Annotated in this window: 18 protein-coding genes; 11 read left to right on the top strand and 7 right to left on the bottom strand. The window is 38.7% G+C overall.

Going from position 1 to position 18,238, the window contains the following annotated elements; all coding sequences use genetic code 11:
- Positions 1-383: 383 nt before the first annotated feature.
- The 4 genes from GA0061081_RS09845 to GA0061081_RS09825 all read right to left on the bottom strand — a co-directional run bounded on the left by GA0061081_RS09845 (position 384) and on the right by GA0061081_RS09825 (position 5,437).
- Positions 384-2,045, bottom strand: a complete 1,662-nt coding sequence (locus GA0061081_RS09845; RefSeq protein WP_141683369.1) for a hypothetical protein — start codon at positions 2,043-2,045, stop codon at positions 384-386.
- Positions 2,046-2,949: 904 nt separating this feature from the next.
- Positions 2,950-3,588 (bottom strand): 3-oxoacid CoA-transferase subunit B, encoded by a 639-nt coding sequence (locus GA0061081_RS09835; RefSeq protein ID WP_091350493.1) that lies wholly within the window; start codon positions 3,586-3,588, stop codon positions 2,950-2,952.
- A complete protein-coding gene (locus tag GA0061081_RS09830) occupies positions 3,588-4,244 on the bottom strand; it encodes a CoA transferase subunit A (protein ID WP_091350492.1) in 657 nt (218 codons plus the stop codon). Before GA0061081_RS09830 ends, GA0061081_RS09835 begins: the two co-directional genes overlap by 1 nt.
- Positions 4,245-4,258: 14 nt before the next feature.
- Positions 4,259-5,437 (bottom strand): acetyl-CoA C-acetyltransferase, encoded by a 1,179-nt coding sequence (locus GA0061081_RS09825; RefSeq protein ID WP_091350490.1) that lies wholly within the window; start codon positions 5,435-5,437, stop codon positions 4,259-4,261.
- Between the two features lie 147 nt (positions 5,438-5,584).
- Here GA0061081_RS09825 and GA0061081_RS09820 point away from each other — a divergent pair, with 147 nt between their 5' ends.
- The 5 genes from GA0061081_RS09820 (at position 5,585) to csdE (ending at position 10,327) form a co-directional block, all read left to right on the top strand.
- Positions 5,585-6,484: a LysR family transcriptional regulator gene (locus tag GA0061081_RS09820; protein WP_091350488.1), complete on the top strand. Its 900-nt coding sequence runs from the start codon at positions 5,585-5,587 to the stop codon at positions 6,482-6,484.
- A 171-nt stretch (positions 6,485-6,655) separates the two neighbouring features.
- Positions 6,656-7,651, top strand: coding sequence for a ubiquinone anaerobic biosynthesis protein UbiU (ubiU, locus tag GA0061081_RS09815; protein WP_091350486.1), 996 nt, complete (start codon positions 6,656-6,658; stop codon positions 7,649-7,651).
- A 152-nt stretch (positions 7,652-7,803) separates the two neighbouring features.
- Positions 7,804-8,682 (top strand): U32 family peptidase, encoded by an 879-nt coding sequence (locus GA0061081_RS09810; RefSeq protein ID WP_091350484.1) that lies wholly within the window; start codon positions 7,804-7,806, stop codon positions 8,680-8,682.
- Positions 8,639-9,862, top strand: a complete 1,224-nt coding sequence (gene csdA, locus GA0061081_RS09805) for a cysteine desulfurase CsdA (protein WP_245176391.1) — start codon at positions 8,639-8,641, stop codon at positions 9,860-9,862. The genes GA0061081_RS09810 and csdA overlap by 44 nt, the downstream gene beginning before the upstream one ends.
- A 69-nt stretch (positions 9,863-9,931) precedes the next feature.
- Entirely contained in the window at positions 9,932-10,327 is a 396-nt protein-coding gene (csdE, locus tag GA0061081_RS09800; RefSeq protein WP_091350480.1) for a cysteine desulfurase sulfur acceptor subunit CsdE, read from the top strand.
- 47 nt (positions 10,328-10,374) lie between these two features.
- On the opposite strand, the gene dolP is transcribed toward csdE, so the two are convergent.
- The 3 genes from dolP to xthA all read right to left on the bottom strand — a co-directional run bounded on the left by dolP (position 10,375) and on the right by xthA (position 13,217).
- Positions 10,375-10,953, bottom strand: a complete 579-nt coding sequence (gene dolP, locus GA0061081_RS09795) for a division/outer membrane stress-associated lipid-binding lipoprotein (RefSeq protein WP_091350478.1) — start codon at positions 10,951-10,953, stop codon at positions 10,375-10,377.
- A 92-nt stretch (positions 10,954-11,045) separates the two neighbouring features.
- Positions 11,046-12,380, bottom strand: coding sequence for an exodeoxyribonuclease VII large subunit (gene xseA, locus GA0061081_RS09790; RefSeq protein WP_091350476.1), 1,335 nt, complete (start codon positions 12,378-12,380; stop codon positions 11,046-11,048).
- A gap of 30 nt (positions 12,381-12,410) precedes the next feature.
- The gene (gene xthA, locus GA0061081_RS09785) at positions 12,411-13,217 is read right to left on the bottom strand and encodes an exodeoxyribonuclease III (RefSeq protein ID WP_091350474.1); all 807 of its coding nucleotides are present in this window, start codon (positions 13,215-13,217) and stop codon (positions 12,411-12,413) included.
- A 114-nt stretch (positions 13,218-13,331) separates the two neighbouring features.
- Between xthA and tyrA the strand changes: the two genes are divergently transcribed.
- The 6 genes from tyrA to atpH all read left to right on the top strand — a co-directional run bounded on the left by tyrA (position 13,332) and on the right by atpH (position 18,232).
- Complete coding sequence (gene tyrA, locus GA0061081_RS09780) at positions 13,332-14,453, top strand: bifunctional chorismate mutase/prephenate dehydrogenase (protein ID WP_091350472.1); 1,122 nt, start codon at positions 13,332-13,334, stop codon at positions 14,451-14,453.
- A gap of 87 nt (positions 14,454-14,540) precedes the next feature.
- Complete coding sequence (gene glmM / locus GA0061081_RS09775) at positions 14,541-15,872, top strand: phosphoglucosamine mutase (protein WP_091350470.1); 1,332 nt, start codon at positions 14,541-14,543, stop codon at positions 15,870-15,872.
- 268 nt (positions 15,873-16,140) lie between these two features.
- On the top strand, positions 16,141-16,923 hold the full coding sequence (atpB, locus tag GA0061081_RS09770) for a F0F1 ATP synthase subunit A (protein ID WP_091350468.1): 783 nt from the start codon (positions 16,141-16,143) through the stop codon (positions 16,921-16,923).
- Between the two features lie 36 nt (positions 16,924-16,959).
- On the top strand, positions 16,960-17,190 hold the full coding sequence (gene atpE, locus GA0061081_RS09765) for a F0F1 ATP synthase subunit C (RefSeq protein WP_034901511.1): 231 nt from the start codon (positions 16,960-16,962) through the stop codon (positions 17,188-17,190).
- A gap of 24 nt (positions 17,191-17,214) precedes the next feature.
- The gene (atpF, locus tag GA0061081_RS09760) at positions 17,215-17,685 is read left to right on the top strand and encodes a F0F1 ATP synthase subunit B (protein ID WP_085247556.1); all 471 of its coding nucleotides are present in this window, start codon (positions 17,215-17,217) and stop codon (positions 17,683-17,685) included.
- 13 nt (positions 17,686-17,698) lie between these two features.
- The gene (atpH, locus tag GA0061081_RS09755; protein WP_091350466.1) at positions 17,699-18,232 is read left to right on the top strand and encodes a F0F1 ATP synthase subunit delta; all 534 of its coding nucleotides are present in this window, start codon (positions 17,699-17,701) and stop codon (positions 18,230-18,232) included.
- Positions 18,233-18,238 lie beyond the last annotated feature (6 nt).

The raw sequence follows: 18,238 nt of genomic DNA, 5'->3' as shown, positions 1-18,238 counted from the left end.
GCGAGTATCAGGATGATACGAGTAGCGTAGCCGAAGGCCACATTCTGCAGCCAAAGCGTGGGTTGTTAGGGAATTCGCTTTAATTCCCTAACTCGGACGTGATCACTGTAGCTATTTTGTTCACCAAAGGTCAAAACGTCCGAAACCTTGCCGTACTATAAATAAACTACGAATTTAAACCGCTACAGCGTAATCACTAGAATTGCCAACCACGCTTTCAGCGTCGGCGGGCGGGGGGGCGGCGCGATTGTGGCTTTGCCACAACAGCGCAACCCTAAGGGAAATGCCCCAACTGACGCGGGGGCGTTATTCTTTGTTATATTGTCCTCTCAGTCAATATAACCGCCCCCGCGGCCTAAAGATTAATAACTAAGATATAAAAGTTAAGGTGTAGTGCAAACAGCAAAGTAGTTGCTGGCACCATAGGCTTCAACAGAGCCGTTGAACGAAGAGACACTGGATAACACATAGCTACTTACAGATTCGCCCGTCCAATAAGAGAAGTAGACGAAGCCCGCATCAGTGTAGTCATTCATGCTGCCCCACTCCGTGAAAAAACCAGCACCTATGTTACGCATGTAATGATTACCAGATGAGTAAGGCGTGGCTCCATCTATGCCACTTCTACATGGGAAACTATTATAAACACCACACTTCGCGTTAGTTAAATCCTTAATCCGTGGCATACGATAACCTAAACGACTACACCAAGATACTTGGTTAGACGATGTATCCCCTTTATCACCCCGATTGACAAACCACTGCTTTAACACAAATCCATACCTCACTACATTACCATTTCTATCACGACCCTCTAACTCAAATGTCTGTGGCAAAGATGGCACAGTTAGTGGACTAGGATTAGCTGACTGTATCTGAGAACTACTTGCCCTAGGACCTTTTAACGTTACTCTTACTACACGTTTTGATTTATCAGTAATCCATCTATCTTCGTTTGCGCCTTGGTTTGGCAGCGCCCTCTGATTCACCGTTGCTCTTATACTACCACTCGCGGTCGTGGCAGATGACCACGACAACCCATCTCCATCAACTCCACCTATGAGCAAATCAAAATACAAACCATCAGCGCCTGTTGTAGGAAAATTTTGGCCGTAAGATGATGAACTTATTGACTGAGTTAAAAAACCCTTTTTAGGAGACCATATGATAGATGGGCCGGCCTGATTGGAATCGTCATACATCATACCCCAAGGAAAAGAAATATTAACACCAGTGCCACCAAAGTACAAATTCGGCCTTACGTGACAAACAACAGGACCACCATACGGATTAACATAATATGTCACTGTACTACCACTAAAATTAGTTCTATTAGGAACCCCGTACCGTGTTTGTAAATATCCCCCTGTACTACTTAAGGTTACCCTATAAGGAGCATTACATATATCTAATCTATCACTACGATTAACAGTATTCCCATCCTTATCCGTAAATGATATTGACACACTCCCAGATGCCGTAACATCATTTCTACCCTGACCATCCCCATCAGCGTCCCCCCAATTCAGATATCTATCCACTAAATCACTAAAACTTACTGAACTAGCTGATGATGGAACTACCGTTCTTATATTATCCAAACCACTCGCTACTGGTAATATTATCGGATTTGTCGGACTTGATGTATTTGTCGACGGTGTGATAAGTCGATTACCATTCAACTTAATAGACAATAAACTATCCGTTGAAGTTACCTTAACCTGACCCGCATCAAACGTAAAATACGGCGGAGTACCTTCAATGACTCTTGATGTATGCGCGGTTAATGCCACAGAACTCTGTGTATATGACAACAATAATGGCACGAAGAACAACACTTTAGGTAATCTAAATAATTTAAGTAAGTCTGGTAATTTAAATAGAGAAGATAAGTGTCTCGGCCTTGGCGATAACGTCGCCGATTTCGCTACGCGAAATGACCTCGGTGATGAAAATAAGAACTGTGTCTGATTTCGACTACGGTGAAATTGAAAAAGATTTAGGGCGTAAGTTTGGCAGGCCAGATGCCAGATGCCAGATGCCAAGTATGATAGCGCATTTCGATTATCCTGTCAAGTAAATTTTTGTTTTATTTGATTTTTTTATAATTGACCGCTCAACTAATGAGCACTCTCTTGCTTTAAAAGCGCTTAAATTATAAGCGTTTGATTAATAATGTGCTACTTTTTTTGTTAAAATTTTGTAAAGTTTTGTTAAGTAAAAGTCAGCTAACGTTGGCTGACTTTGGGGGAATGATTTGGGGTGGTGGTTTTTGGCTAAAAATCACCTCATAAAAAACTTTAATAAAATCAATACATTTCCTGACCGATTTTTGGATGTAATTGCATTGCTTTTTAACACAAAAGTAACTCATCAAAAAATACTTAAGATTATGTTGTTTGTCTTGTTCCGGCGTCAGAATGTGCCGACAACAGAGCGAGGTTAGCACGCCAAACAGGACGTTTGGCGAGTTTGTGGTGCGCCGGGAGCGCGTCCACAAACGGTGCGTTAAGACCGAGCGACGGCGGACAAATTTGTCTGGAACAAATTTGAACACCTGAGCATAGCGAAGGTGGCCTCGAAGAGGCGAGTATCAGGATGATACGAGTAGCGTAGCCGAAGGCCACATTCTGCAGCCAAAGCGTGGGTTGTTAGGGAATTCGCTTTAATTCCCTAACTCGAACGTGGTCACTGTAGCTATTTTATTCACCAATGGTCAAAACGTCCGAAACCTCTGCACAATTTATTCTATTCACCAAAACAAAAAAGGCTTGATTTTCCGCTAAAAATCTGTCAGAAAAGGTATTGATTTTATTCAAGTTTTTTCTAGCTGTTTTTTATAAAAATATTGCTTACCTTGCGTTGTGGAATAACAAAACCACTCACTGTGATGAATGGTTTTGTTGGTAGTGAATTGCCATGATGTTGCAATAATTATAATACACTAATTTATAATGCAATAATTAATGGCGCTTCGGTTGCAGCAATAACGTCGTCAATGGAATATTCAGGGTTTATTTCAATTAGTTTGAGCCCTTCTGGTGTTACGTCGATGACGCCCATTTCTGTAATGATGAGATCAACCGCATTAACTGCCGTTAATGGTAATGTGCAACTTTTTAGAATTTTATGTGTGCCTTTCAAGGTGTGCTCCATTGCGACAATGACTTTTTTAGCGCCAGTCACTAAATCCATTGCGCCCCCCATGCCCGGCACCATTTTGCCCGGAATCATATAATTAGCAATATTACCAGATTTGTCTACTTGTAGTGCGCCAAGTACAGAAACATCAACATGCCCCCCGCGAATAATTCCAAACGAGGTGGCACTGTCAAAAAAGCTGCCACCGGGTAAAATGGTGACAACTTGCCCCCCTGCGTTGACGATGCTTTCGTCGATTTCGTCTGTTGATGGGGTTGGACCTAGTCCTAAAAAGCCATTTTCTGATTGTAAGATAATTTCAATCCCTGTGGGAATAAAGTTAGCAACACGAGTCGGTAAACCAATTCCAAGATTAACAATATCACCATCATGTAACTCTTTAGCAACACGTTTTGCAATATAATTTTGTAATTGTTCTTTATCCATTAGCAACTTCTCCCTTTTACAATGTAGTCAACAAAAATCCCTGGTGTGGCTATTTCTTGTGGGTCAAGTTCACCAACTTCAACAATTTCTCCTACTTCAACAATCGTTGTTTTGGCTGCGCTAGCCATGACATTATTGAAGTTATTCATTGAGCCTTTATAAATGAGATTGCCTGCACGATCAGCTTTTGCTGCATACAATAAAGCAACGTCGGCAAATAATGGTTTTTCAAGTAAATAATCTTTACCATCAACGGTGATTTTTTGTTTACCTTGCTCGACCAATGTTCCTATGCCCGTTGGTGTTAAAACGCCACCTAAACCATAGCCTGCACATCGTATACGTTCGGCTAGCGTGCCTTGTGGAACAAGTTCAACTTCGGTTTCACCGGTATTCATTTGTCTACCTGTTTCTTTATTTAGTCCAATGTGAGATGCAATAATTTTTTTAAATTGTTTTAGCATCACCATTTTTCCAACACCTTTGTCGATCAAGCCAGTATCATTACAAATTAATGTTAGATCTTTGATGTTTTGTTGGCATAAAAAATCAATCAGCATTTCAGGTGATCCGTTTGCCATAAATCCGCCTACCATCATGACTGTATCATTTTTAATCAAAGATAACGCCTGTTCAATACTTACTACTTTATCCATAACGCCTCCAGTCCTTATCGAGAAACAACCATTGCAATACCCTGACCACCACCGATGCAAAGTGTAGCCAAACCATTTTTTACATTACGTTTTTTCATTTCGTAAATAAGTGAAATTAAGATTCGAGCACCACTAGCACCAATTGGGTGCCCTAAGGCGATAGCGCCCCCGTTGACATTCACTTTTTCGGCTGGCAATTTTAAGGTATTACAAACGGCTAGTGCTTGTGCGGCAAATGCTTCGTTAGCTTCGAATAAATCAATATCGTCGACAGTCAATCCTGCTTTTTGCAGTGCCTTTTGCGTAGCAGGAATTGGGCCGATGCCCATCACATCTGGAGCAACACCAGCCGATGCCGAGCTGGTGATGGTGGCAAGTGGTTCAAGTCCTAATTTTTCTGCTTTTTCTCGACTCATTAAAATAAGTATTGCAGCCCCATCATTAATGCCCGATGCATTACCTGCGGTAACAGTACCATCTTTTTTAAAGGCTGGGCGTAATGCAGATAATTTGTCTAATGTTGTGTTGGGTTTTGGGTATTCGTCTGTATCAATGACAGTTGGCTCCCCTTTTTTGTTGGGGATAGATACTGGTACGATTTCGTCTTTAAATCGTTGGCTTTGTAGTGCGGTTGCAGCTTTTTGTTGGCTAGCAAAAGCTAATTCATCTTGAGCGGTTCGTGTAATATTGTATTGTTCAGCAACATTTTCGGCCGTGATGCCCATGTGGTAGTGGTTGAAAGCATCGGTTAATCCATCGTTAATCATGGTATCAACCATTTGTGCATTGCCCATTTTTAGACCAAAACGTACATTGGGCATGACATACGGTGACAAGCTCATGCTTTCGGCCCCACCAGCAATAACGACGTCAGCCTCACCACTTGCGATAGCTTGAGCAGCAAGTTGTACCGTTTTTAAACCGGAACCACACACTTTATTGACGGTAAAACTCGATACATTGTCAGGCACGCCGCCCTTGATGGCAATTTGTCTTGCAACATTTTGCCCTAGCCCTGCTTGCAATACGTTGCCCAAAATGACTTCGTCAACTTCACTAGGGTTAAGGGAGATTCTGTCCATCGCTTCTTTCAGCGCCGTCGCCCCCAAATCAACAGCAGATACATTTTTAAATACGCCACCAAAACTACCAATCGGTGTTCGAACAGCAGATACGATTACAACTTCTTTCATACGATATCATCCTTTTTAGCCTAAACAATAAATTTAACTTATGCTAAGTGAAGGATTTATCTTTGTCCAAGACTGGTTTATTATAGTATCTATAAGTTCATCTTATAGAATGTGTTGTTATTTAACGTTGAAAAGTGATAATAAAGTATGGATATCAGGCATCTTCAATATTTTGTTGCAATTGTGAAGGCGGATTTTAATTTGTCTTTAGCGGCTAAAAGGCTTTACATCTCTCAGCCAGCTTTAAGTCAATTTATTAAACAATTTGAGGATTCAGAAAAGGTCGATTTGTTTGAACGTTATAAAGGCCGTTTACAAGGTTTAACACCAACTGGTGAACTCTTTTATGAGCAAGTTAAACAGCTGTTATTACAATATAATTCAATGCTAACAGCAATTCGGGAAGATGCAGGGCAATTAAAAGGTAAAGTGAGAATCGGAATACCACCATTGATTTTGGGAGCGGTGTTTTCTGATATTATTGCTGATTTGATTATTAACCACCCCAATATTGAAGTCGAAATTATCGAAAAAGGCGCGTACGAATTAGGTCGTATGTTTATGGTTGATGAGCTGGATTTTGCTATTTTACTTGATCCAACTAATATCAATCCTTCTATTATTGATGAACATTTAATACAACAAAGTGAATTGTCAGTTTTTTTTCATCGTGAGCATCCTCTTGCCGAAAAAGAAAAATTAACATGGTTAGATTTAAATGATCAGATGCTGGCCATTTTTGAACCTAGTTTTATGATTCACCATAAATTGATGAAAAAATTCGGTGAATACAATATTCAACCACAAAAATGTACCATGTCAGCATCATGGGATTTTTTGTTATTACTTGCCACAAATTCGAAGTTTTTGACTATTCTACCTTCGCCTATTTTGGATATTTATTCGAATCATAATATTGTCGAACGGCGTTTTGTCGATCCCATTGATTGGAAGGTGTTGCTGTGTCACCCTAAAAAAGATCGTTATTCAAAATTGCATCAATATGTGTTTAACTATATGTTGTCTTATTTTAAAAATAAAAACTAATCAAACAAGTGTGTATTAGTATTCAAATCAGACTACGGTCAAGCAACGTTATACAATACACTCGCGTCTGCTGTTTTTTTAGCTAACCCTGTTGCTTTCCATTCGCATTACTTTCAGAATTATTGCATAATACACTGCGTATAAATGACCAAACTAAAGTTAGGAATAATTATGGAACTTCTTTGCCCAGCAGGATCTTTACCGTCACTAAAAGTGGCTATCGATAACGGTGCTGATGCTGTTTATATTGGTTTGAAAGATGATACCAATGCCCGCCATTTTGCTGGTTTGAATTTTAACGAGAAGCGCTTGATTGAAGCATCTGATTATGTACATAAACGCGGCAAAAAATTACATATTGCCATTAATACTTTTGCCCATCCTGAAAATTTTCAGCGTTGGCAATATGCGGTTGATACTGCAGCCAATATTGGGGCTGATGCGTTAATTATTGCTGATCTTGCTATGCTTGATTATGCGGCTGAAAAGTACCCTGATCTTGAACGTCATGTTTCGGTGCAAGCATCATCGACTAATGAAGAGTCGATTAAGTTTTACTATAACAATTTTCAGGTACATCGTATTGTGTTACCGCGTGTACTTTCGATGCATCAAGTCAAACAATTATCTCAAGTTTCTCCTGTTCCGCTTGAAGTATTTGCTTTCGGTAGCTTGTGCATTATGGCGGAAGGACGCTGTTATTTATCATCGTATTTAACTGGTGAATCACCCAATACTGTTGGGGCTTGTTCGCCAGCTAAATTTGTTCGCTGGGAAGAGACCGATAAAGGACTTGAGTCACGACTCAATAATGTGTTAATTGATTGCCATAAAAAAGGCGAAAATGCAGGCTACCCAACGCTATGTAAAGGACGGTATTTTGTTGGTGAAGAGCTTTACCATCCTATCGAAGAGCCAACCAGCTTAAATACGATTGAGCTATTACCTGAGCTATTTGCTGCTAATATTGCCTCGGTTAAAATTGAGGGTCGTCAACGTAGTCCTGCTTATGTCGAGCAAGTGACAAAAGTGTGGCGCCAAGCCATCGATCGTTATAAAGCCAATCCTGAGTCATTCCAAGCAGAAAAAAGCTGGATGGATACGCTTGGCTCTGTTTCAGAAGGGACACAGACAACATTAGGCGCTTATCACCGTAAATGGCAATAACGTAATTTATCTACCTAAATAATTAAAAAATATATGTTTTAAGGTAATATTTTGCTTTTTATATCTTCTGTTTTTTGTCAACACATGCAGGTGATAAGGTATTATCTTAATGATTTAATTGATCTGATATAAAAAATATTGTGAGCAAAACTATGAAATACGCATTAGGACCGGTGCTCTATTATTGGCCTAAAACTGAAACAGAAGCTTTTTATTATGCCGCTAAAGATAGTCAAGCGGATATTATTTATATGGGCGAAACCGTTTGCACCAAACGTCGTGAAATGAAAGTTGCCAATTGGCTTGAACTGGCAAAAGAAATTGCTAAATCGGGTAAACAAGTAGTACTTTCAACTCTGGCGTTACTTGAAGCACCATCAGAATTAAACGATTTACGACAATTGGTCAATAATGGTGATTTTTTAGTGGAAGCAAATGATTTAGCTGCCATTAATATTGCGCAAGAGCATAAATTACCGTTTGTTGCAGGTCCTGCCATTAACTGTTATAACGCGTTAACTTTAAAATTATTACAAAAACAAGGAATGGTACGTTGGTGTATGCCGGTTGAGCTTTCTCGTGATTGGTTAACCAATGTGCTTAATCAGTTTGAAAATTTAAATATTAAGCGAAATTTTGAAGTTGAAGTATTCAGTTACGGTTATTTACCTTTAGCTTATTCAGCACGTTGTTTTACCGCTCGATCAGAAGACAAGCCTAAAGATAAATGTGAAACTTGTTGCATTAACTATCCTGTTGGGCGCGAAGTGTTCTCGCAAGAACAGCAAAAAGTATTTGTGCTAAATGGTATTCAGACCCAAAGTGGTTATTGTTATAACTTGGGCAATAATCTCAAAGAGATGAAAGGATTAGTGGATATTGTTAGAATTTCACCACTTGGTCTTGAAACGCTCGATATTGTCAAACAGTTCAAAGCTAATGAAGATGGATTAAATCCACTACAAATTGAACATAAACGGGATTGTAATGGTTACTGGAATGGTATTGCCGGACTTGAACTTACCCAATAAGCATTTTGTGCCTGAGCAATTTAGAAGAGATTTTCCTGCGCTTAATGATGAAAGCGTATATCTGGATTCGGCTGCAACTGCACTTAAACCACAAGTGATGATTGATGCAACACTTGCATATTATGCACAAAATACAGCCACCGCAAAACGTAGTTTGTACCAAGATGCTTTGCAAGTCACAACAACAATTGATAAGGCAAGGCAAAATGTTGCTGATTTGATTCATGCCAACAACAGTGCTGAAATTATTTGGACACGGGGTGCAACCGAATCAATTAATTTAATCGCACAAAGCTATGCTCGCCCGTTGCTACAACCTGATGATGAAATTATTGTGAGTGAGTTAGAGCATCATAGCAATTTATTACCTTGGCAAATTATTGCTAAGCAAACAGGTGCTAAAGTCATAAAATGGTCATCAGATATTGATGAATTATCATCGCTACTGTCAGTAAAGACCAAAATTGTTGCCATCACCCAAATGTCAAACGTCACTGGATTTTGCCCTGATTTAGCGACAATTAGCCACATTGTTCATCAACATAATGCTATTTTAGTTGTTGATGGTGCTCAAGGTATTGTTCACCATGCGCTTGATGTTCAGCAATTAAATATTGATTTTTATGCTTTTTCTGCCCATAAATTGTATGGACCAACGGGTCTTGGTGTTTTATATGGTAAGCAGGTTTTACTTGAGCAAATGCCGGTTTGGCATGGTGGCGGTAAAATGCTAAAAAGCGCCTCATTTGATGATTTTATTCAAGAAGATCTCCCCTATAAATTTGAAGCAGGCACCCCCAATATTGCAGGCATTCTTGGCTTTAACGCAGTACTTGAATGGTTAAAAAGTTGGGATAATAAGCAAGCAGAAAACTACACAAAGCAGCTAGCTTTCTATACTAAATCACAACTAAACCAACTGACCGATATTCAATTTTATAGTGTGGATAATAGCCCAATCATCACGTTTAATATCAACAATATTCATCATAATGATATTGCTATTTTGTTAAGTGAACAAAATATTGCCATCCGCACTGGTGAGCTTTGTGCTCAGCCTTTAATGAATAAATTAGGTTGCCATGGTGCGATTCGTCTATCATTAATGCCCTATAATAATCAGCAAGATGTGGATAAATTTATTTCAGAATTGCAAAGTGCAATTGAAATATTGGTGTAATTCTATACTAAACGGTATAGACTCCTGAAAGTTTTTTACAAAATAGTCAACCATAAATAGGTCAATATTATGCTATCACAGCAAAATTTAACCGAGTTATTTGCAAAGCATCATAATTGGCAAGATCGTTATCGACAGTTAGTGTTGTTAGCAAAGCAATTGCCTGATTTTCCTGACGAGCAAAAAACAGAGCAGAACCAAGTCAATGGCTGCGAAAATCGAGTTTGGCTTAGTTATCAAAAGCAGGCCGATAATACCTATATTTTTAGCGGCGATAGCGAAGGGCGAATTGTGAAAGGGTTATTGGCAATTTTAATCATTATTGCTAATCACAAAACAGCACAGCAAATTGCTGCTATTGATTTTCAATCGATTTTGCATGAATTAAAAATTACTGACGAACTCAGTCAATCCCGTTTGCAAGGACTTGCAAAATTAATTGAGCGTATTAAATCGATCACATAAAAAAAGGGGCTAATTAGCCCCTATTTTTAGTATATTTTCGGTATTGGTTAGTTTTCAATATAAGTAAATAGTGTGATGACTTTTTTCACACCATTGACTTTACTTGCCAATTCAGCCGCTGCTTTGCCTTCTTCTGATGTGACAATACCAATTAAAAATACTTCGCTATTTTCAGTAACAACTTTAATATTGCGTGCTTTTGTTTGTGCATTTAAAATTAATTGAGATTTAACTTGTGTTGTTATCCAAGCATCATTGGTAATTGTACCGGCGCCAACAGGTTCACCAATACGAATTTGATTATAGACTTTTTTTATCCCGTCAACTTGATAAGCAAGACTTTCAGCTTTTTCAGCTTGTTCATTATTTGCTTGCCCAGTTAAAAGAATGTTGCCATTATAAGTACTCGAAATAACACGCGATCCAATAAAGAAAGGTCCATTGTCTTTAATTTTCATACTCATACGTGAATTGAGTGTTGTATCATCCACTTGAGTACCTGCTGTACGAGGATCTGTGGCAACTTTTGCCGTGGCCCCTGCTCCTACCCCGATAACGGCAGCAACGCAGCCTTGTAATATTAATGTGCAAGATATTAACATTACCATTAAGGTCACTTTTTTCATTATCACTCCTTATGACTTATTACTTAGTAATAATCAAATTCCAATAAATTTGCCATTATTATGCCTTGTAGAGGTTGATTTGCAAAATAATTTTATTCATCAATTTTTGTAATTTGACTAATGAGTTTTCCTTTTTTTAACCTTGTTATAATTAATTCACCCACAGTAACTTGCTCAGAAAAACGAACCACTGCTTTGTTTTGGTTGGTCGTAACTGAATAACCTCTTTCAAGTGTCGCTAGTGGGCTAACACTGTTAAGTTGCGAGGTTTGTAACACAAATTGATGTTGAGATTGAGTCAGTTTTTGTTGTGCTAAATGAGTAATTTGTTGTTGCTTTTGGCCAACAAGTTGCTGTAAATAATGGATCTTATTTTGCGGTGAGACGCGCGATAATCGTTTATCTAATTGATTATGGCGGTTTGACTGTCTGAGCAAATATTGCTGAATGTTGTCGTATAATGTGTGGCGATAAGTTAGTAACATATTTAGCTGTTTTGCTAGTTTTGCTTGTGGGTGTTGAGTTTGTAATTGATGACGCCATTTGTTGAGTTTTTCACGACACTGAATTAAATAGTAATCCATTGCCATAGATAGGTGTTGTTCTTGAACTTGTAGGCGTTTTACTTGAGCTAAGCTATCTTGGCTAACTAATTCTGCCGCAGCAGATGGTGTTGCTGCTCTGACATCAGCCACAAAATCGGCAATGGTAAAATCAATTTCATGCCCAACCGCACTGACAATAGGTAATTGGCTTGCAAAAATAGCCCTTGCCACCACTTCTTCATTAAATGACCATAAATCTTCAAGCGAGCCACCGCCTCGCCCAACGATTAATACATCACATTCTTGACGAATGTTGGCAATTTGAATCATTTTAGCAATTTGCCCTGCCGCTTCACTGCCTTGTACCTGTGTTGGGTAGATAATCAAATGCAAACTTGGATCACGACGTTTTAATATCTGGCAAATATCATGCAACGCGGCTCCCGTTGAGGAGGTAATAATCCCAACGGTGCGGATATTTTCGGGTAGTGGCTTTTTATAAATGGCATCAAATAACCCTTCATCAGATAGCCTTTTCTTTAACTGTTCAAATTTTTGTTGTAATAGCCCTGCACCTGCGGGTTGAATTTTATCAATCACCAGTTGATATTCACCACGCGCTTCATACAGCGTTACCGTTGCTCTAACCAAAACTTGTTGCCCATTTTGTGGAGTAAAACCAGCACGAAAATTACTATTGCGAAACATGGCACAACGCACTTGTGCGCTATCATCTTTTAATGAAAAATACCAATGCCCTGATGAAGGGCGCGAAAAGTTAGAAACCTCTCCCACTAACCAAACCTGTCCGATCGCATCAGAAAGTAAATCTTTAACTATTTGATTAAGATCTTTGACCGATAAAACGGAGCTGTTTTGCATGTGATGATCCTTTGTTATGACGAGATAGGTTTATACTAAATCAAATTTAGCCCAAATTGGCGCATGATCAGATGGCTTTTCCATTGCACGAATATCATAATCAATCCCCGTTTGTTGACAATGTGCTAGTAATTTGGGGCTGGCTAAGATCAAGTCAATCCTAAGCCCTGTATCCGTTTCAAAACCTTTTGAGCGATAATCAAACCAAGAATACTCTTGCGCAGTTGGGTGGTCGTGGCGGTAAGTATCAACAAAACCTAGCGACATTAAACTGTTCATCCATTCGCGTTCTTCGGGCAAAAATGAACATTTACCGGTGTGTAGCCAACGCTTACGGCTCTCTTGCGAAATGCCAACATCTAAGTCGGTTGGGCAAATATTCATATCACCTATAATTAAAGATAACTGATTATTTAATTGATTTTCTTGTAAATAATTATTCAAATCTTGATAAAATTTACGCTTTGCAGGGTATTTTATTTCATGATGTAAACTTTCACCTTGAGGAAAATAACCATTAATTACCGTTAAATTGCCTTTACTTGTGGGTAGTTCAACTATAATTAAGCGACATTGCGCATCATCACCATCAGTTGGAAAGCCATATTGTACTGACAACGGTTTTTGTTTTGTTAGCAACGCAACACCATAATGTCCTTTTTGCCCATGGTAGTTGAGGTAATAACCAAATTGTTCAAGTTCGGCAACGGGAAATTGATCATTATGCACTTTAGTTTCTTGCAAACCAATTACATCGGGCTGATATTTATCAATAATAGCGGATAATTGGTGGATGCGAGCACGAAGGCTGTTAATATTAAAAGAGATAATCTTCATACTGATTTATTGTCTTTGATTTGATGTTCTAAATACGCATCGTATCAAAAATACGTTATACTGTTAAGCTATTACAGAAAAAGCAACCTTTGTGATAATAAGGAATCACCGCATATGTCTACGGAATTACTTGCCTTACGCGATAAAATTGATGAAGTTGATAAATCTATTTTATCTTTAATTAGCAAACGATTAGCATTAGTTGCCGAAGTTGGCGAGGTGAAAAGCAAGCATGGTATTCCCATTTATGCCCCTCAGCGTGAAGCCGATATGCTAGCTAAACGGCGGCAAGAGGCTGAAGCTCAAGGTGTATCCCCTGCCTTAATTGAAGATATTTTACGTCGTTTAATGCGTGAATCTTATATTAGTGAAAACAACAAAGGTTTCAAAAAAGTCTATACTGGTGAAGGTTCAGTCGTGATTATTGGCGGTAATGGGCAAATGGGGCGGTTGTTTGCTCGATTATTTACTTTATCTGGCTATCAGGTTAAAACCTTGGGATCAAAAACCATGCATCAAGCCGCCGAAGTGGTTGCTGATGCAGCGGCTGTGATTGTGACAGTACCAATAAACAAAACTTGCGAAATCATCAAACAATTACCACCATTACCTAAAGATTGTATTTTAACAGATTTCACATCCATAAAAGTCAAGCCACTCCAAGCCATGCTTGATAAACATCAAGGTCCAGTAGTCGGGTTGCACCCAATGTTTGGTCCCGACGTTCCTAATTTAGCTAAACAAATCATTGTTTATTGCGATGGACGCGATCAAACAAAATATCAATGGCTAATTGAGCAAATGCGTATATGGGGCGCTAATTTATGCGCAATTGATGCCAAAGAGCATGACAAATGCATGTCGTTCATCCAAGCTCTGCGCCATTTTACTTCTTTTTCATATGGCGTTAATTTGCAACGTGAACAGGCTGATTTAGAACAACTCATTGCGCTCTCCTCGCCTATTTATCGTCTTGAACTGATGATGGTTGGGCGCTTGTTTGCTCAAGATCCCGAGCTTTATGCTGATATCATTATGGCATCGGATGATAATATCGAATTAATTAAACGCTATTACGAACGCTTTGGACAAATGGTTAAATTAATTGAACAGCGAGACAAAGCAAAATTTATCAAAAATTTTAATGAAGTAACTACTTGGTTTGGCTCTTACGCAGAGCGCTTTATTAAAGAGAGCCAAGTATTATTAAAATTTGCCAATGATAATAGAGAGTAACTTTATACAAAGCGGTATACTTTCCTGAAAGTTTTTTACAAATTAAAATATGCGTTTATCAAAAATAATTTAGTGTGAGGGAGTAAAATGTCTAATCGAAAATATTTTGGTACAGATGGGATTCGCGGTAAAGTTGGAGAATATCCTATCACACCAGATTTTGCGCTCAAATTAGGCTGGGCAGCAGGTCGTGTGCTTGCTAAAGATGGCGTGAAAAAAGTATTAATCGGTAAAGATACTCGCATTTCAGGCTATATGCTTGAATCGGCACTCGAAGCAGGATTTGCCTCGGCAGGTGTTGCTGCGGCTTTTACAGGCCCAATGCCAACCCCAGCGATTGCCTATTTAACCCGTACTTTCCGGGCCGATGCCGGCGTAGTTATTTCTGCCTCACACAATCCTTTTTATGATAATGGCATTAAATTCTTTTCGACTGAAGGGAAAAAGCTTGATGACACCATCGAATTAGAAATTGAAGCTGAACTTGAAAAAGAGATCGATTGCGTAGAGTCCAAACAACTTGGTCGAGCAAGCCGTATTACTGACGCCGCAGGCCGCTACATTGAATTCTGTAAAAGTACATTCGATCATGATTTAAGTTTGGCAGGATTAAAAATTGTCGTCGATTGCGCTAACGGTGCCACCTATCACATTGCCCCTAAAGTATTACGAGAGCTTGGTGCGCAAGTGATTAAAATTGGCTGTGAGCCAGATGGAGTAAATATTAATGAAAATTGTGGCGCAACTGACGTAAAAGCACTAGCCAAATGTGTTATTGACGAAAAAGCCAATCTAGGCTTTGCATTAGATGGTGATGGCGATCGCATCATCATGGTTGATCATGAAGGTCGCAAAGTTGATGGTGATTTAATTATCTATATCATTGCACGCGAAGCATTAAGACAAGGTCAACTAAAAGGTGGTGTTGTCGGCACATTAATGAGCAATATGGGGCTTGAGATAGCACTTAAAAAGCTTGGTATTCCTTTTGTTCGTGCCAAAGTTGGAGATCGTTATGTGCTTGAAAAACTGGTCGAAAAAGATTGGCGCTTAGGCGCTGAAAATTCGGGTCACGTTTTATTATTAGATAAAACGACAACAGGAGATGGTATCGTTGCTGGCCTACAAGTACTAGCCGCAATGGTACGCAATGACATGTCATTAGCTGATTTATGTAGCGGTATGACAATGTTACCACAAGTGTTGATTAATGTTAGACTTTCGGGTGAGCATGATCCACTAAATAGCACTACAGTAAAATCGGCGATTGAGCAAGCAGAAAAACAACTTGGTCATCACGGTCGAGTGTTGATTCGTAAATCAGGAACCGAACCGTTAATTCGTGTCATGGTGGAAGGAAGTAATCAACACGAAGTGCAAAAATTGGCCCAAAATATCGCAGCAGCACTTACAGCTTAAAGTTAACGTTTGAAATAGCACAATTTATACCCATTAATTTAACCATTGATAGGCTAATATTCGGATTAAAATAATAAAAGAAGTTATACATATTTACGAAAAATTAGTAAAAAGTGTTTAAATTCTTAATTTAGCTAATCAAAGGTTGACTTGGTATAGGCTATTAGGTTTAAAATAGTAACTTCAAATTATTACAGCGATTGCTTATACCTTTTTGAATGAAACTATAAGCAATATTTTATTTTTAGAAATAGGTTAAGAGGGTTATATGTCAGTTTCCTCTCCAGCTTCACCACAAGCTTATATCAAGCATCATCTTGAGAACTTGCAAGTAGGTTCCGGTTTTTGGACCTTTAATCTTGACTCATTGTTCTTTTCGATTCTACTTGGTGTTATCTTTTTGTGGATTTTTCATCGTGTTGCCCAAAAAGCAACCAGTGGCGTACCAAGTAAGCTACAATGTGCAGTAGAAATGATCTTTGAGTTTGTCAACAATACTGTCAAAGATATGTTCACCGGTCAGAATAAACTCATTGCACCGTTAGCATTAACGGTATTTATTTGGGTTTTCTTGATGAATTTAATGGATCTTATCCCGGTTGATTTTCTCCCTTATGCCGGTCAATATTTAGGTCTATCGCATTTAAGAGTTGTGCCAACTGCAGATGTTAGCATTACCATGTCAATGTCTTTAGGTGTGTTTGCACTTATCATCATTTATTCAATTAAGTACAAAGGGATTTCAGGGTTTATCAAAGAATATACCTTGCACCCATTTAACCACTGGGCATTTGCTCCTATCAATTTAGTACTTGAATTAGTTAGTCTATTAGCGAAACCTGTTTCTTTAGGACTTCGACTTTTTGGAAATATGTACGCAGGTGAACTTATCTTCATCCTAATTGCTGCATTATTACCTTGGTGGTCACAATGGGTATTATCGTTACCATGGGCCATTTTCCATATTTTAATAATTACGTTACAAGCTTTTATTTTTATGGTGTTGACGATCGTCTATTTAGCTATGGCGTCGGCAACGGAAGATCATTAATTTTAATATTTTTTTGATAATAAACTGGAGTATATAATGGATAGTATGTTATTTGTAGCCGCAGGCATCATGATGGGATTAGCTGCAATTGGTGGTGCAGTTGGTATTGGTTTATTAGGTGGCAAATTTTTAGAAGGTGCTGCTCGTCAACCAGAATTGATGCCTATGTTACGTACTCAATTCTTTATCGTTATGGGCCTAGTTGATGCGATCCCAATGATCTGTGTGGGGATTGCGCTTTATGTTATTTTTGCTGTCGCAGGTTAATAAAAATTTAAGAGGAATCGTGTCATGAATATGAACGCAACTCTCCTCGGCCAAGCAATTACATTTGTATTGTTTGTTTGGTTCTGTATGAAGTTTGTTTGGCCTCCTGTTATTGGCGCAATTGAAAAACGCCAAAAAGAGATCGCCGAAGGACTTGCTTCAGCAGAAACAGCAAAAAAAGATTTGGAATTAGCCAAAGCAAATACATCTGACATAATGCAACAGGCTAAGGTTGAGGCTAATGCAATTATTGAGCAAGCCAACAAACGTAAAGCAGCCATTCTTGAAGAAGCAAAACAAGAAGCTTCTCGTGAAAAAGAACGAATTGTTGCGCAAGGACTTGCCGAAGTAGAGGCCGAGCGCAAACGAGTTAAAGAAGAGCTCAAACAACAAGTCGCTACACTTGCTATTGCTGGTGCAGAAAAAATTATTCAACGTTCTGTTAATGAAGCCGCAAATAGCGACATCATTGATAAACTCGTAGCTGAACTATAAGGAGAATAGAGCAATGGCTGACTTAATTACAATTGCTCGCCCTTATGCTAAAGCCGCTTTCGATTTTGCAGTAGAAAGAAACAGCATCGAATCATGGCATAACATGTTAGTGTTAACATCTGAAGTGAGTAAAGATGCTCAAATAAGAAGTGTTTTAACATCTGACATGAAAACCGATTCGGTGGCTAACTTACTCATCAACATCTGTAAAGATGTGTTAGATGAGTTTAGTACTAACTTTATTAAGATTATGGCTGAAAACAAGCGATTATCACTTCTTCCTGAAGTCTTAACCTTGTTTGAACAATATTGTTTAGATAGAGAAGCACAAGCAGATGTAGATGTTATTTCTGCCAGTGAACTATCTAATGAACAACTTAATAAGATTTCTGTCGCTGTCGAAAAACGTTTATCACGAAAAGTAAAACTAAAATGTCATATAGATAAGTCGCTCATTTCTGGTTTTATTATTCGTACGGGCGATATGGTTATTGATAGTAGTATCAGAGGGCGTTTAAATCGTTTAAATGACGCTCTACAGTCTTAAGGGGAC

This window comes from Gilliamella bombicola (assembly GCF_900094945.1).
Taxonomy (GTDB): Bacteria; Pseudomonadota; Gammaproteobacteria; order Enterobacterales; family Orbaceae; genus Gilliamella; species Gilliamella bombicola.
The sequence above is the reverse complement of the archived record's forward strand: the minus strand, read 5'-3'. Positions and strand labels throughout refer to the sequence as shown.